The organism is Polymorphospora rubra (assembly GCF_018324255.1).
Lineage (GTDB): Bacteria > Actinomycetota > Actinomycetes > Mycobacteriales > Micromonosporaceae > Polymorphospora > Polymorphospora rubra.
Genome location: NZ_AP023359.1, coordinates 5,923,325 through 5,939,205, shown reverse-complemented (window position 1 = coordinate 5,939,205; position 15,881 = coordinate 5,923,325). Strand labels below are relative to the sequence as shown.

At 71.2% G+C, this 15,881-nt stretch carries 12 protein-coding genes; 4 read left to right on the top strand and 8 right to left on the bottom strand.

Annotated features, from left to right (window positions below):
• Nucleotides 1–221: 221 nt before the first annotated feature.
• Nucleotides 222–1,247, bottom strand: coding sequence for a LacI family DNA-binding transcriptional regulator (locus Prubr_RS26880; protein ID WP_246567693.1), 1,026 nt, complete (start codon nt 1,245–1,247; stop codon nt 222–224).
• A gap of 177 nt (nt 1,248–1,424) precedes the next feature.
• Between Prubr_RS26880 and Prubr_RS26875 the strand changes: the two genes are divergently transcribed.
• Complete coding sequence (locus tag Prubr_RS26875; protein ID WP_212817690.1) at nt 1,425–2,105, top strand: histidine phosphatase family protein; 681 nt, start codon at nt 1,425–1,427, stop codon at nt 2,103–2,105.
• Between the two features lie 63 nt (nt 2,106–2,168).
• Here the strand turns inward: Prubr_RS26875 and Prubr_RS26870 are convergent, their stop codons facing one another.
• The 3 genes from Prubr_RS26870 to Prubr_RS26860 all read right to left on the bottom strand — a co-directional run bounded on the left by Prubr_RS26870 (nt 2,169) and on the right by Prubr_RS26860 (nt 5,711).
• Nucleotides 2,169–3,782 carry a glycosyltransferase 87 family protein gene (locus Prubr_RS26870; protein WP_212817689.1) on the bottom strand — a complete coding sequence of 538 codons (1,614 nt, stop codon included), beginning with the start codon at nt 3,780–3,782 and terminating at the stop codon, nt 2,169–2,171.
• A gap of 76 nt (nt 3,783–3,858) precedes the next feature.
• Nucleotides 3,859–5,052: a PrsW family intramembrane metalloprotease gene (locus tag Prubr_RS26865; RefSeq protein WP_212817688.1), complete on the bottom strand. Its 1,194-nt coding sequence runs from the start codon at nt 5,050–5,052 to the stop codon at nt 3,859–3,861.
• Nucleotides 5,053–5,054: 2 nt separating this feature from the next.
• Nucleotides 5,055–5,711: a hypothetical protein gene (locus Prubr_RS26860; protein ID WP_212817687.1), complete on the bottom strand. Its 657-nt coding sequence runs from the start codon at nt 5,709–5,711 to the stop codon at nt 5,055–5,057.
• Between the two features lie 151 nt (nt 5,712–5,862).
• Between Prubr_RS26860 and Prubr_RS26855 the strand changes: the two genes are divergently transcribed.
• Nucleotides 5,863–7,020, top strand: coding sequence for an AI-2E family transporter (locus Prubr_RS26855; RefSeq protein ID WP_212817686.1), 1,158 nt, complete (start codon nt 5,863–5,865; stop codon nt 7,018–7,020).
• Nucleotides 7,021–7,101: 81 nt separating this feature from the next.
• Nucleotides 7,102–7,803, top strand: coding sequence for a hypothetical protein (locus tag Prubr_RS26850; protein ID WP_212817685.1), 702 nt, complete (start codon nt 7,102–7,104; stop codon nt 7,801–7,803).
• A gap of 72 nt (nt 7,804–7,875) precedes the next feature.
• On the opposite strand, the gene Prubr_RS26845 is transcribed toward Prubr_RS26850, so the two are convergent.
• Nucleotides 7,876–9,846 (bottom strand): outer membrane protein assembly factor BamB family protein, encoded by a 1,971-nt coding sequence (locus tag Prubr_RS26845; protein WP_212817684.1) that lies wholly within the window; start codon nt 9,844–9,846, stop codon nt 7,876–7,878.
• A 690-nt stretch (nt 9,847–10,536) separates the two neighbouring features.
• Between Prubr_RS26845 and Prubr_RS26840 the strand changes: the two genes are divergently transcribed.
• Nucleotides 10,537–12,723, top strand: coding sequence for an outer membrane protein assembly factor BamB family protein (locus Prubr_RS26840; RefSeq protein ID WP_212817683.1), 2,187 nt, complete (start codon nt 10,537–10,539; stop codon nt 12,721–12,723).
• Nucleotides 12,724–12,783: 60 nt separating this feature from the next.
• Here Prubr_RS26840 and Prubr_RS26835 read toward each other — a convergent pair whose 3' ends face one another.
• From Prubr_RS26835 to Prubr_RS26825, 3 genes are all read right to left on the bottom strand, one after another.
• The gene (locus tag Prubr_RS26835; protein WP_212817682.1) at nt 12,784–13,632 is read right to left on the bottom strand and encodes a citryl-CoA lyase; all 849 of its coding nucleotides are present in this window, start codon (nt 13,630–13,632) and stop codon (nt 12,784–12,786) included.
• Nucleotides 13,632–14,816: a CaiB/BaiF CoA transferase family protein gene (locus Prubr_RS26830; protein WP_212817681.1), complete on the bottom strand. Its 1,185-nt coding sequence runs from the start codon at nt 14,814–14,816 to the stop codon at nt 13,632–13,634. Before Prubr_RS26830 ends, Prubr_RS26835 begins: the two co-directional genes overlap by 1 nt.
• Before the next feature lie 65 nt (nt 14,817–14,881).
• Nucleotides 14,882–15,667 (bottom strand): IclR family transcriptional regulator, encoded by a 786-nt coding sequence (locus tag Prubr_RS26825; protein ID WP_212817680.1) that lies wholly within the window; start codon nt 15,665–15,667, stop codon nt 14,882–14,884.
• Nucleotides 15,668–15,881: the final 214 nt, after the last annotated feature.

The following is a 15,881-nucleotide window of genomic DNA, read 5'->3' as shown; positions in this document are numbered from 1 at the left end:
CGACCGGACAGTAGGGCGAGATCGGGACGAATCACGCCGGCAGCATCGGTGAGCGTTAACAGGACGGGACCACGTCAATGAGCCTCTCCAAACATCTACCCGCGGTCGGACGGGGGTTCGGCGCGGCCATGAACGGAGTCACGGATGATGTTAGCGTTAACTTGACCACGGTCAAGATACCGTGAAGAGATTGTTGCCGATAGGTTGCGCGCGGGGTTCCCTTACGACCGGCGAGCCGACGTGCTGTCGCGAACCACCAGTTCAGGGGCGATAACGGACGTCGCGCCCGCCGCCGTGCCCTCGATCTCGTCCAGCAGGATCTCGATGCTGCGCCGCCCGACATCACGGAACGGCTGGCTCACGGTGGTCAACGGCGGCGTCACGTACGCCGCCTCGGGAATGTCGTCGAACCCCACCACACTGACGTCCTGCGGCACCCGTGCCCCCGCGTCGAGCAGCGCCCGCACCACGCCCAACGCCATCGAGTCGTTCGCGGCGAACACCGCCGTCGTACGGGGATCCCGGACCAGCTTCTGCCCGGCGACATAGCCGGACCTGGCGCTCCAGTCCCCGACGAGCTCCCGGGGCACCATCCGGCCCTGCCCCTCCAGCGCCGCCACCCAGCCGTCGACCCGGCCGTTCGCCTCGCTCCAGTCCACCGGTCCGCGCACGTGGTGCACGGTCTCGTGCCCCAGCGACAGCAGGTGTTCGGTGGCCATCCGGGCCCCCAGCTCCTGGTCGACCGACACGCTCGTGACGTTCGGCAGCGCGTTCTCCACGGCGACGACCGGGGTGTCGGCGGGCAGCGCCCGCACGAACGCCATCGCCTCGGTGGCCTGGGGCGCGATCAGGACGAGCCCCTCCACCGACTGGTGGACAAGGCGCTGGACGGCCTGGGTCGCCGCATCGGCCGTCGGGCGGCGCAGGCTCGCCACACTGACCGCGTATCCCGCCTCCTCGGCGGCGTGCACGATGCCGTTGAACATCGACGCCGGCCCGTGGAACGTGGTGTCGAAGCAGACCACGCCCAACGTCTGCGAACGCCGGGTGACCAGGCTCCGCGCCGCGCTGTTACGCCGGTAGCCGAGCTGCTTGATGGCCAGCAGGACCCGCTCACGGGTGTCCGGACGTACCGATCCGGGGTCGTTCAGGACCCGGGACACGGTCATCTGCGACACGCCCGCCAGGCGCGCGACATCCCCCATCACCGGCAACCGCCGGCTCTTCGCCACACTCACATCGGCCATGCTCTCCCCCGCCGCTGGCGGGCCCGGGCCGGCCGGCCACCGCGAACCGCCACCGTCGCCCCACCCGCGCCGACCAGCGGACCCGCTCCCGACGCCGGACAACTCACCAACCGCACGAACATCACACCAATGGGACCACATCGACGACGCGGCAGGCGCCGTGGATAGGCTCCTGACGTGCGAGTACTGCTGATCCGTCATGGCCAGACTCCCCACAACGTGAGCGGGGCACTCGACACGGCCTTCCCCGGCGCCGGCCTGACCGCCCTCGGCGCGGCCCAGGCACTGGCGGTGCCCGGAGCACTGCTCGACGAGGACATCACCGCCATCTACGCCTCACGGCTGATCCGCACCCAGCTGACGGCCGCGCCGCTGGCCGAAGCGCGCCGACTCGAGGTCCGGGTGCGTGACGGGCTGGAAGAGGTGTCGGCCGGCGAACTCGAACTACGGTCGGACGACGAGGCGAGACACGCGTACGCCGGCTGCGTCGCCGGCTGGATGTGTGGTGACCTCGACCGCGGCATGCCGGGCGGACCGACCGGTCGGGACTTCTTCCTCCGCTTCGACGCGGCGCTGCGGGCCATCGCCAAGGACCACGACGCCGACGACACGATCGCGGTCTTCAGCCACGGTGCCGCCATCCGCGCCTACGTGGCACTCGCCGCCGACCTCGATCCGCAGGCCGCCACCGGGCTGACGATCCTGAACACCGGGCTGGGGCTGCTCGTCGGGCACCCCGATTCCGGGTGGGACCTGGCTCGCTGGTCGAGTGATCCGCTCGGCGGCCTCGAACTGCGGGACCTGCGGGCCGACGACATCACGGGCGAAAGCGCGCGGGAAGCGACCGGCGAGCGGTGAGTCGGGCCACGACCCGGATCCGCCGGATGTCGGCACGGCCCCGGTGTCGTTGACCGCGGGCGGTCAGCGACGTCCGAACGCGGCGGCCAACTCGTCGTCGTAGGTGGCGAGCGGCCGACCGTCGGCCCCGTACGCCACCAGCCGACCGTGGCTCATCGTCGCCGACCGGAACGAGAACGTACGCGATCCCGGATAGGCGGCGAGCAGCGGAATGTCCCGGGGCGCTCCCCCGGGCGCCGAGTAGTACTCCAGGCGGGCCACCTGTGCGGAGACCACCCCGTTGACGCGTACCTTGGTCGGCTCGACGGCGGTGCCGAACGTGACCGGCTCCGGCCCGCCGTACGCGGCGCAGCCGGCCTGACCGCGGCAGACGAAGAAGTACCGGGGGTTGGCCACCTCGGCCAGCGAGTAGGCCTTGAAGGTCGGGTCGGCTCCGGCCGGCAGCGGCTGCACGGCGAAGAACGCCAGCGTGGCGGCGGCCGCCACGCCCACCCGTAGCCAGGCCCGGCCGGCGGGCCGGCGCCGGGACCGGGCGGCGGCGACCGCGACGCCGCCGAAGCCGGCCAGGCAGAGTGCGCAGGCGGCGAGCACACGGGCGTTCTCGAAGAGGAACTGCACCCCGGGGCGGGTCGAGACCGGACCGAGCACCACGCCGAGCGAGACCACCATGGTCACCAGCAGCGCGACGCCGGCGACCCGGCGGGCCACCCCGGTCGCGCCGACCAGCAGCATCCCGGCCAGCACGGTCCAGATCTGGTGATGGGTCCAGGAGACCGGCGAGGCGGCCACCGTGGCGCAGCCGACCAGCACCGCGGCGTGCCCGGGGCGTCCGTCGGCGGTGAGCTGCCGGGCCCGCCACAGCGCGACCAGGCAGATGGCGGCGACCAGGGCGGCCCACACCACCGGCAGGGCACCCGACGGGAGGCCCACCCGCAGCAGCATCCCGTGCACCGACTGGTTGCCCAGCGAGGCCAGGTCGCCGATCCGGGAGGTCTGCGTCATCGTGCCGGCCCAGTAGGTCCAACTCTCCCGCGGCAGTGCCACGGCGGCGACGGCCGCGCAGGCCAGGAAGGCGGCCACCGCGCGGGCGGCGTCGCGGTAACGGCGCGCGGCGAGGAAGTACGCCACGAACAGCAGCGGGGTGAGCTTCACCGCGGCGGCCACCCCGACCAGCACCCCGCGCCACCGGGCCGGGACGACCTTCATGCCGTCGAGCAGGGCCAGGAGCACGATGAAGATGCTCACCTGCCCGAAGCGCAGGTTGCTCTGCACCGGGGCGGAGAGCATCAGCACCGTCGCGGTCGCCGCGATGGCCAGCGGCCGGCTGAACCGCCCCGCCGGCCCGCCGTTCCGGTTGGCGGCCAGGACCCCGCCGACCGGAACGGCGACGACGATCACGGCGGCGACGGTCAGCAGCAGCCAGGTCGCCTCCAGTACCGCGGCGGGCAGCACCGCGACCGGCCAGAGCACGAGCGCGGCGAACGGCGGGTAGGTGAACGGCCCGCCGTTGGCCGCCTCGTACCCGTACAGGGGCCGGCCGGCCAGCAGATCGACCAGCGCACCCCGGTAGATGTACAGGTCGGACAGGTGGTCCGGGCGCCGCAGCACCAGGCCGATGGAGACCGCCGCGACGAGCGCGAACACGGTCCACAGCAGAATCACCCGACGGCCTCGCATTTGGCCGAGGATAGGACGGTCGGCCAAGCCGCGCCGGCCCACGTGCCGGCACGACGGGTTTCGGCGGTCGGCCCGCTCAGGATCCGTCGGCCCGACCGAACCGGACGAGTTCGGCGCGGGCGTAGCCGACCCGGTCGGTCTCCCGCCCGCCGGCTTTGGCGATCTCGTCGGCCAGGTCGTGTGCGGCTTCGAGGCGGTGCCGCCGCCGGCGCCGGTCACCCAGGCCGCCGCCGCGGCGGTAGGTGCGGCGCTGTTTCCAGCCGCCGGAGAGCGCGTCGAGTTCGGCCGGGGTGAGAGCGCCGTTGTCGACCTCGGGCGTCATGACCGCCCGCATCGCCTCACGCTCGGGTCCGACGGTGAGCCGGAAGACGGTGCTGACGACGGCGATCCCCAGCAGCGTGAACAGCAGGATCAGCAGCCAGGTGACCGCGAGGTTGCCGCCGGACAGGCCGGTGGGCGAGTCCCAGAGGAAGTGCAGGACCATGGCCGTGAGCATGAGCCCCAGGCCGAGCCCGGGCCGGCGTCGTTGTGCCGCGGTGCCGATCAGGTAGACCAGGCCGGCGCAGAAGACCGCGGAGTAGAGGATGTGCGAGGTGAATCCGGTGGCCATGCGCAGGGCCACGGTCTGCAGGCTGGTCTCCATCTGATGCGAACCGAACTCGGCGGGCGCGGACTGCAGTGCGTACAGGACGTCCTCGAAGATCTGGAAGCCGAGGCCGCAGAACGCGCCGAGGATGAATCCGTCGTACGCGGTCCGGACCGTGCGGCTGGCGAGGAACATCAGCAGCAGCACGCCGGCGCCCTTGCCGAGTTCCTCGGAGAACGGTGCCGCCAGGCCGGGCCCCCAACTCATGACCCAGGACTGGCCGAGAGTCTTCTGGTAGATGCTCAACAGGGCGTTGTTGGCCGAGATGGCGATGGTGAAGGTGGCCCCGAGGCCACCCCAGACGAAAGCGGCCACGGCCAGCGTCAGTGGGAGCCGGGAGTACCGGTCGATGCGGGTGGTGAACCACCAGAACAAAGCACCGTAGACGGCGAAGATCAGGGTGCTCGCCACGAGCGCCGGCGCGTACGCGCGGGCAGTCGTGTTGATCACCGCGAACGCGTGCCAGGTGCCGTAGCCGACGACGGCCAGATAGATCCAGAGGCAGGCGTTACGGGGCTGCCAGAGGTGGAAGCCGGTTCCCCAGCCCGTCCGCTCGATGGCGGCCGCACGGACGCTCGCCGCCGGCTCCGGGGTCGCGGCCGCCGGTTCGGAAGTGGTGGTCATGGTCAGCTTCCTTCCCGCACCGGCCGGACGGACTGGATCATGTCGGCGACCGCCGGCGCGGCTCTGCCGTCGACGGCGTTCGGCCCGAGCACGACGATCTGCACCCCGGTGCCCCCGAACACGAACGCGGCGACCAGCCCCTTGGCGTTGGCGCCGTCGAAGTGCGCGGCGACCCCGTGGTCACCCGCGTCGTTGGTGATCGCGATCGGGTCGCTCGTCACCGCCAACCTCGCATCGGTCCGGTACCGGTCGTTGTTCCGCTTGATCTGCCGCAGCAACTCCGCCGGGGTCCCGTCGTAGTCGTCGGCGGTCACCGAGAAGGAGAGCCCGTCGTAGGACAACGTCGCCGCGTCCGGATAGGTGCCGCCCGGGCCAGGTCGCCCCTGCCGCAGCCCGTCGAGCAGGTTGGCGCCGGCGGCGGGGACGAACTGGACGTCGTCCCTCAGCTGGACGATGTCACCGGCGCGCACCGGGTCGTCGTACGACAGCGACCTGTCGACGGCCGGAAGCAGCCACACGGCGACCGCGACCAGCACCGCCACCGCGGCGGCCGGAACCAGGGTCCGGCTGTCCAGTCCGAGCAGCCGGCGGTCGACCGGCACCCAGTCGATCTCCCGTGGCTCGGCATGGCCGGGCTGCGCCCTATGAATGCCTGACATGCCACCCTCCCGACATCAACCCAAGGTGATCAGAGAATGACAATACGTGATCGCGACGGTTGCAGCCGGTTCCCGTCCACCGGCGGTTTCGTCCGACCGGGGGCCTACGCACCGGCTCTACCCCGCACACCGGATCGCTAGTGTGTCCCCCATGTCTGCTCCATTGAGCTCCGCCAAGACGCGGGCTGCGCTACGCTCGTCGGCCCTCATCTCCCTTCAGATGCTGCTGGTCCTGCTGATGACGTGGGTGGCCCTGTGGATCCTGGGGCGGGCATGGTCGGTGCTCTGGCCACTCGTGATCGCCCTCCTCCTGACGACGCTGACCTGGCCGCTGGCCCGCTTCCTGCGCCGGCACGGCTGGCGTCCCGGCCTGGCCGCGTCGGTCGTGACCGTGCTGTTCCTCCTGGTCGGCGCGGGAACCGTGGTGGGGATCGCGGTGCCGGTGGCGGCGCAGTCCGGCGAACTGGTCGACGGCGTGGTGAGCGGCATCCAGCAGCTGCGGGAATGGGCGGCCGGTCCGCCGCTGAACATCGGCGACGACCAGGTCAGCCAGGCATTCGACGCGGCTGCCGCCGGAATTCAGAACAGCGTCGGCAGCGTCATCAACGTCACCCTCACCGGGGTGGGCACCGTGGTCAACGGCGTCGTCACCACCGTACTGGCGATCTTCCTCATGTTCTTCTTCCTCAAGGACGGCCCCCGGTTCCTGCCGTGGCTGACCCGGCAGCTGCCCGGCCGGCTCGCCGTCGACATTCCGACGGTGGCGGCGCGCAGCTGGGACACCCTCGGCGCGTTCGTACGCTCGCAGGCGCTGGTCGGCCTGCTGGACGCCGTCTTCATCGGCCTCGGCCTGTGGATCGTCGGCGTGCCGCTGGTGCTCCCACTGGCGGTGCTGACCTTCGTCTCGGCGTTCGTGCCGATCGTGGGCGCGCTCTTCGCCGGGTTCGTCGCGGTGCTCATCGCGTTCGTCTCGAACGGCCCCACCGATGCGCTGATCGTGCTGGCCATCATCATCGCGGTGCAGCAACTGGAGGGGAACGTCTTCCAACCGATCCTGCAGAGCCGGGGCCTCGGCCTGCACGCCGCGGTGATCCTGCTCGCCGTGACGCTGGGCAGCAGCATGGCGGGCATCGTGGGCAGCCTGCTCGCCGTACCGGTCGCGGCACTCGTCGCCGTGGCGTGGAACTACGTACGGGAACAGCTCAGCGAGCCGGCCCGGGAAGAGGACACCGGGGAGAAGTCACCCCCGCAGGAGTCGCCGGCGGCGGAGTCACCCGGGGCGGAGTCACCGGCGGCGGAGCCGGCCTGATCCGTTCCGACGCCGGGGCGGATCCCGCCCCCGCGGCGGGCCGCACCGGCCCGGTGGTGCGGATGTACGACCATGTCGACCATGAACGACTCCGAGAAGCCGCTGCTCAGGCCCGGCCGCGCCGGCACGTGGGTGGCGGTGCTGCTCGCCGTCACCGTGCTGACCTGGCTGGTCGTCGGCGTGGCGACGGCCCTGGGCGGCTGGATCGGGTGGCTGGTCGCGGCCGTGCCGATCGTCGTGTTCATCGCGCTGCCGTTCTCGCTCTACTGGCTGAGCGAGGGGCGTACCGGACCGAGCTGGGTGGCACTCATCTTCACCATCGCACTGCTGGTGACCGCCGTGGCGGTGCCCGGCGACCGGTACATGCGGGCCGTCGGCACCCCGGTCACCGCCACGGTCAGCGACGTCAGCTGCAGCTACGAGAACCGCTCCGGCCGATGTCTGTACGACTACACGTTGCGCGGCCCGGACGGACGTACGCTGCCGGGTGCGTTTCAGGACACCGTCGAGTACCCGCCCGGCTCGTCGCTTTCCGTGGTGGCCGATCCGCGCGGCGTGATCGCGCCGCGCCTGGCCGCCGACCTGGAAACGACATGGATCTTCGACATCGCCACCCTCGTCGCGTTCGCCGGGTTCGCCGCGACGGCGGTTCTCGCCGCCGTGCTCGGCGAGCGCCGCCGGCGGGAACTGGCCGCGACGGCCGGCGAGCGGACGCGGGTCAGGAAGCCCGGTGGTGGCAGCGGGGCGAAGCGCGGCTCCGGCCGGAAGAAACGCGGCCGGTGAGCACGCCGCGAGGCTGACCGGCGGCGACTAGCCACCGGCCGGCACGTACGGAACGTGCCGGCCGGGCGGCCGTCAGTAGACCTCGATCTTGCCGGTGGAGCGTGGACTGCCCGGGTCGTTGAAGAAGTACTCGCCGCGACGGGTGAAGGTGTACCGGAACGACTCGCCGGGGTCGAGCCGGACGTCGAAGAGCCCCTCGAAGAACTGCGTCACCCCGCGCTGGCCGGCGTTGCCGGGGTGGTTGGTGAACGTGACCGTCGTACCCACCGGCACCCGCAGGTGGGTCGGTGCCATGCCGGCCACGGTGAACGACTCGGTCTGGCCGATCGTGCCGCTGCCCGCGTCGTAGGTCCGGCCGATCACGACCGTGTTCGCCACGGCCGTGCCGTCCACCGGACCGCCGGAGACCGGCCGGCGAACGACCGGTGGCGGCGGCGTGGGTGCCGGACCGAGATCGCCGCCGATCTCGAAGGCCCAGAGGAAGTCACCGCGCGGTGCGGAGTTTCCGTACGGGATACTCGTGCCGCCGGCGTAGACGGCGAGGTACTCCCGGTCGCCAACCCGGTACATGATCGGGCTGGAGCTGATCGCGGCGCCGGTCTGGAACCGCCACAGCTCGCGCCCGGTGCGCGCGTCCATGGCGAGCAGGTTCCCGTCCGGCTGCCCGATGAACATCAGGTCGCTGGCCGTGGTGAGGATCCCGTTGCCGTGGGCCAGCGAGTACGGCATCCGCTGCTTCCACTTCACCTTGTTCGTGCTCACGTCGACGGCGACGACGCCACCGGTCTGGTATTCGCCCGGGGGCCGCAGGCCGTTGCTGCTCTCGGTCAGCGAGTGCGCGGCGGCGACGTACCCGAAGCCGGTGTACACCAGTCCGGTCCGGTGACTGAACGACATGTGCGACCAGTCGGCACCGCCCCCGTGTCCGGGGATCGACAGGATCGGCGTGTCCCAGTGCGGGTCGTAGAGCGCACCCTGCTTGTAGTTGGGTACCGCCCGGTTGGGATCGCCGGGTACCGAGGTGCCGAGCGGCTGGTCGACCACCCGCGTTTCGGTCCAGGCGCCCTGCACCGGATAGGGCTGGGTCGGCCAGGTCTTCTGGCGTGGTTCCTGCGGGACCGGCCGCTCGACGATGCCCAACGGCGCGGTCCCGTCGGCCCGGTCGAGGATGTAGAACATGCCGGTCTTGCTGCCGTAGACGACGACCTTGTGCTGGCGGCCCTTGATCCGGACGTCGGCGAGAACCGGGGCCATCACGTTGTCCATGTCCCAGATGTCGTGGTGGACCGACTGGAAGTGCCAGCGGTAGGCACCGGTACGCATGTCGAGCGCGACGATCGAGTTGGCGAAGAGGTTCATCCCGCCACGGCGGGAACCGTCCTGTGAGGAGTTGTTGCCGCGGGCGTTACCGAACGTCCAGAAGCTGAGGCCGAGTTCGGGGTCGACGGCGGGATGGATCCACGGCGTCGCCCCGCCCTGCATCCAGGAGTCGCCCTCCCAGCTGTCGTTGCCGAACTCACCGGGCCCGGGGATGCCCCAGAAGTGCCAGACGACGTCGCCGTTGCGGGCGTCGAGCGCGATGGCGGCTCCGCGTGCGCCGTCGTTGGTGCCGCAGAAGAGCAGGCCGTCGGCGTACACGACGGCGACCTTCTCGATGTTGCCGTATCCGTTGACCTGGCGTTCCCAGGCGACCTGGCCGGTCTCCTGGTCGAGGGCGATGACGTAGTTGTCGTTGGACTTGGTGTAGACGTATCCGCCGCCGACGGCTACGCCGCGCCGGGTGAGCGTGCCGCGGGTCTGGTCGTAGCGCCACCTGGTCTCGCCGGTGACGCCGTCGACCGCGATCACGTTGCCGGGCGCGGATTCGATATAGAGGACGCCGTCGACGGCGACCGCGGTGCTCTGGCTGTTGCCGCTGGCGAGGCCGCCCTCGATGCGGTTGACCCAGGCGCCCCCGAGCCGGCGGACGTTGCCCCGGTTGATGCTGCGCAGTGACGTGTAGTTCTGGTTGCCGAGGTTGCCGCCGACCTTGGGGAAGTCCACGTCTCCGGGCGTGTCGAAGCGGGCGAGGTCGGCGGCGGAGGGCGGCTTTCCGCCGCCGGGCCCGGGGCGGGGGCGGCTGCCGCGGCGGCCGGGCTGGCGACGGTGGGGCCCACCGTCGCCGCCACGGCTGTCACGGCCGCGCCTCTGAGTAGGTTTCTGCGGTCGATCGGTGCCATGCGGTCACCTGCTTTCTCGCCACTGTGGCGGCTTGAGGAGGGGACTGGTGACGCCCCGACGCTTTCCGGCCCGGCGGGTTCGGAGTCCCCACGGCCACCGCGGTACGTCGGGTCGGCGCCGGGCGTGCGCGACGTCGGCGGGTACGGCGTCCGGTGGGCGGACCGCGGTCGGTGCCGGTCCGCAGCCTCACGGACCGGGCCGGCCCGGTTGCGGCGGGAGATGCACGAGAGAGTAACCATGGACCACCTGGTGGCCCAGCTGGACCACTTAGCGGACTAGGTGTAAGTTACGGGCATCGAAGCCTTGAGGCAATAGGTGGTTTCAGAACTGTTTCCAGGGGATGGCATCGCCACCCTTGTCCGGCACACCCGCGGTGCGGTTTACTCGGATCTACTCCGTGGACCATTTGGTCCGGCTGATGGACCTGTCGATCGACAGCGGAAGGAAATCCTTGAACCACCACCAGCACCCCAGCACCCAGCCGCCCCCTTTCCCCGCCGAGCGGGCTGCCGCATGACCGGGATCAGCCGCCGTTCCTTCACCTTCGGCGCCTCCTCGCTCGCCCTGGGCGGTCTGGCCGCGACCCAGCTGGCGACACCGGCCGTCGCCGCGCCCGCCCAGCCGGCGGCGGGAACCCCCGGCGCCGCGCCCGCGCAACCGCGCAGCTTCGGCCGGACCGGGCCCGACTTTCCGCAGGTGTGCGGCGACTACGGCAACCAGAACCACTCCACCCTGAAGAAGATCACCCGGCAGAACGTCTCCCGCCTGCGTGGCGCATGGCGGGTCGACCTCGAGGGCGGCGACACCAGCCAGTCGCAACAGAGCACTGCCGTGGCGGAGAACGGCGTCATCTACGTCCAGACCCGACAGCAGGGCGTGTACGCGGTGGACGGACGTACCGGTGCCGTCAAGTGGCGGCGGCGGCTCTCCGAGCGCACCGCGGACCTGCGCGGCGTGGCACTGGCCGAAGGCCGGGTGTTCACCACCGACGGCGACAACTACGTCTGGGCCCTGGACAAGCGCACCGGCGAGGTGATCTGGCGCCGCCAGCTGCTGACCGCCGACGAGGAGGGCGACCCCGACGCGGGCTGCGACCCCGAACAGGGCCAGTGCGGAGGCCAGCGGGGCGTCCTGGCCGGCGCGGTCATCCACTACGACAACCGGCTCTTCATCGGGATGGCCGGCAGCACCGGCGGCGCCCGCGGACGCGCCTACTGCCTGAACGCCACCGACGGCCGGATCGAGTGGATCTTCTGGGGAGCGCCCGGTGAGGGCGAGTACGGCAACGACACCTGGGCCGGCGACTCGTGGAAGACCGGCGGCGCGGTGCCCTGGATCCACCCGGCGGTCGACCCCGACCTCAACCTCGTCTACTGGACCTTCGGCAACCCGTATCCCCGTACCGACGGGTCGAGCCGGGAGGGGGCGAACCTCTTCGCCAACTCCATCGTGGCCATCGACATCGCCACCGGACGTCGCCGGTGGCACTTCCAGTCGGTCCACCACGACATCTGGGACTACGACAACGTCATGGCACCTGTGCTCGCCGATCTGCGGATCGGCAACCGGCTGCGCAAGGTGGTCATCTACGGCAGCAAGACCTGCTACTTCTACGTACTGGACCGGGCCACCGGCGAACCCGTGCACGGCATGGAGGAACGCCCCGTCCCGCAGGAGGCGCGCCAGAAGACCTGGCCCACCCAGCCGTTCCCCGGCGGCGAGCCGTTCGTCCAGACCCACCCGACGTACGACAACCCGACCCGGCCGGTGCCGTTCTATCCGTGGGGCGGGCTCTACGACGTCTTCTGGGACCGGGCCACGATCCTCTATCCGGGCGCGGGTGGCGGGGCGGACTGGTCGCACAACTCGTTCAACCCGCGTACCGGCCTGCTCTACACCGGATACGGCCTGATCAACTCGTCGTTCTCGAACACCCGCGGCGGGCGGGTGAACACCGCGCGTCCGTTCGGCCAGGGCACCGGCGGCGGCATCGTGGCCACCGACCCGCGGACCAACACCGTGGTGTGGCGCAAGCCGAGCGAATGGTCGTTGGCGCACGGCAACGGCATCCTGACCACCGACGGCGGCGTGATGTTCCAGGGCGGCCCGGACGGCGTGCTGCACGCCATGGACGACACCAACGGAAAGACGCTGTGGAGCTGGCAGACCGGTGCCGGCGTGGCCACCTCGCCGATCACCTACGAGGTCGACGGCGAGCAGTACGTCGCCGTACTCGCCGGCGGCAACGGCCTGCCGTACCGGGACGTGCCCAGGGGCGACTTCCTGTGGGCGTTCAAGATCGGGGGCAAGGTGCCGCCGGCGCCCGCGCCGACCCCGCCCTCGAAGGTCATCGACATCACCGCGGCGGCGGTCGCCGGGTCGGCGGTCAACTTCACCGTGACCCTCGGCCGTACCTGGGACGCCGCCAACCGCCGGCCCGCCGCCCAGGAGAACACCGTGTCGACCTCGGCGATGGCTCCCCAGCACCTGACGGTACGGGTGGGCGACACGGTGACGTTCGTCAACCCGGCCGACAACACCCGGCCGCACTCGGCGTCGTCGTTCTTCGAGTCCGAATGGGACACCGACGTGCTGCAACCGGGTGAGTCGGCGACCCACACCTTCACCCGGCCCGGCACCTACTTCTACAACGACTGCGTCTACCCGCAGAGCACCGGGAAGATCGTCGTCACGAAGTGACCGGCGCGTTTCCGGCGGGTGCCGGTGGCCTGGCCACCGGCACCCGCCGTCGTTCACGGGTCAGGCCGCACCGGCGGTCGGGGCGGCGGGCGCCGCTGGCCCGGTGTAGCGGGGCAGGATCGACGGCGGCATCGGCCCCTTGATCCGTCCGCCCTGCTGGGCCTGTTCCCAGGCATGGCTGAGGATTCCCACCGTCCGGCCGAGGACGAACAGGCCGCGGGCCAGTTCCGGGACGAAGCCCAGCTCGGCGTAGATCATCGCGGTGACGCCGTCGACGTTGATCGGAACGGGCCGTGACCGGCCCTGGTTCAGGACCTCCTCGACCGCCAGTCCGGCGTCGACGTACCGGCCGTCGATGGCGCCGGCGCGGCGCGCCTCGTCGAGCAGCGCCAGGATCGGGGCCCGGCGCGGGTCAACCGGGTGGAAGCGGTGCCCGTACCCGGGCAGGTACCGGTCGCCGCGGGCCCGCCACCGGGCGACCACCTTGCCGGCCGCCGCCACCATCGACGTCCCGTCGGCGGTGTCGTGCTCCGCGACGATCTCGTGCAGCAGTTCGACGCACTGCTGTCCGGCCCCGCCGTGTACGTCGCCGAGCAGGTTGACCCCGCTGGCGATCGCGTTGTTCAGCCCCACCCCGCAGGTGGCGGCCATCCGCGCGGTCGCGATCGAGGGAGCCTGCGGGCCGTGGTCGACGGAGGCGACCAGGGCCGCCTCCAGCAGCCGGGCCTGCTGCGGGGTGGGTAGGCCGCCGCGCACCATCAGCCAGATCACCTCGACGAAGCCGCGCTCGGCGAGCAGCTCCTGGATACGGTGACCGCGGAACTCGATCGTCCCGGGTTCGATGTGGCTGATCGCGGTCTGCCACCAGCCGGCGAGGTCCGGCTGTCCGGCCGTACGGTCGTCGGTCATCACCTGGCTCCTTCCGGCAGTGCGCCCCACACGGTCTCGATCCGGTCGTCGTTGTGTTCGCCGAGCAGTGGCGGCGGCCCGGGTGGCCCGTACGCCTCGCCGTCGACCCGTACCCCGTTGCCCATCACGGTGAGCCGCGCGTCGGGCTGGCCGGGGAACGGGACGTGGTGCAGGAACCCCCGGTCGCGCAGGTGGTCCAGGCGAAGCGCCTGGGGCACGGTGAGCACCCGCGCGGCCGGCACGCCCCGTTCGGAGAGCAGCGCCTCCCACTCCTGTGCGCTGCGGGCGAGCAACCCGGCGTTGATCTCGACGTTGAGCTGGTCGCGGTTGCGTTTGCGGATGTCGCGGCTGTGGAAGCGTTCGTCGGTGACCAGGTCGGTCCGGCCGATCAGCTCACAGAGTGTCTCGAACTGCTCCTGCCGGTTGGCGGCGATGTTCAACGGTCCGTCGGCGGCCATGAAGGTGCCGGACGGTGCCGCGGTGAAGTTCTGGTCGCCCATCGGGACCGGTTCCACGCCCGCCCCCAGGTAGTTGCTGACCGCCCAGCCCATCGCGGAGATCGCGGCCTCGAGCATGGACACGTCGAGGTAGGCGCCTTCGCCGGTGCGTTCGCGGCCGGTCAGGGCCGCGGTGACCGCGAACGCGGCCAGCAGCCCGCCGACGGTGTCGGCGACCGGGAACCCGACGCGCAGGGGCGCGGTCTCCGGGGTGCCGGTGACACTCATCATGCCGGACATGCCCTGCACGATCTGGTCGTACGCGGGCCGCTGGCTCAACGGTCCGGTCTGGCCGAAGCCGGAGATGGCGCAGTAGACCAGACGTGGGTTGACCGGGCGCAGCGCCTCCCAGTCCAGGCCGAGGCGGCGCAGCACCCCGGGGCGGAAGTTCTCCACCAGTACGTCGGCCTCACCGACGAGCCGTAGGAACCGGTCCCGGTCGTCGGGGTTCTTCAGGTCGAGTTCGACAGATCGCTTGCCGGCGTTCTGGGCCAGGAAGGACACGCCGAGTCGGGCGTCGTTGAGGGTGCTGTCCGGACCGAGCTGCCGGGCCAGGTCCCCCTCCCCCGGGCGCTCGATCTTGACGACCTCGGCGCCCATCAGCACGAGCTGGTAGGTGCAGTAGGGACCGGCGAGGACGTTGGTGAGGTCCAGGACACGAACGCCATCCAGTGGACGGGCGGTCATCGGCGATCTTCCTCCGGTTGTCGCCGGTGTGGCACCCCCGCGCGGGGGTGCCCCACCGGCTCGGCTTACAGCGGGTTGCGGATGGGATGGTCGAAGCCCTGCGCGGTGAGCGTCCCGGCCGCGGCGTGCAACAGGGCGACGAGTACGGGGATCCGCTCCTGCGGGAAACGGGCGCTGGGGCCGCTGAACGACAGCGACGCGACGACGAGGGCACCGTCCGGTGTGGTCACCGGCACCGCGACCGCGGACAGCCCGGTTTCCCGTTCGCCGTGGCTGACCTGGTAGCCGGCGGCGGTGCCGGCGCCGATCTGGGCGCGGAGCGTCCCGGCGTCGATGGTGCCGGCCGGTGCGCTGGCGACCACCTTGTCGAGGACCTCCGGGGTCGCGTCGCGCAGGAGCACCTTGGCCGACGCGCCGGCCCAGAGCGGCAACTGGTCACCGATGCGAACGACGTGGCGCAGGGCGAGCGGGCTCTCCTCCTGTGCGACGCAGATCCGGTGCAGGCCACGCATGACGTACACGTTGACCGTCTCGCGTTCGGCCGCCACCAGGGAGCGCATCACGTCGCGGGCGGCGGCCGGGATCTCCCAGCTGCGTTGGACCAGGTAGGCCCAGCGCCACAGCCCCGGGCCCGCGGTGTAGCCCTTCGGCGTGGCGGCCAGCAGCTGCGCGGATTCGAGAGTGACGAGCAGTCGCAGCACGGTGGTCTTGGCCAGCCGGGTGCCGCGGACTATCTCGCCGATGGTGCGGGTCTGGTGCTGTTCGTCGAAGAGGGACAGGATCTCCAACGCCCGGTGGACGGCGCGGACGGTGCCCGGATCCTCGTTGGTGGGGCCGGTGGTGGTTGTCATGTGTCCACTGTGCGGTCTGTCCTCCGCGCCGGTGGCCACCGCGCCGGCCGTGTCCGGCCCGGTCTGTCGCGGTCGCGCCATTCACCTGCGCCTTCCTCTTGCGGAAACCGATCTGGCACTTTACGTTAACATCGGTCCGCCAAGCGGTCCAGCTATTCCACCAGGTGGTCCACGGGTGCGGTAGCGGAACAGCACCCGCCGTTCGACCACTCCT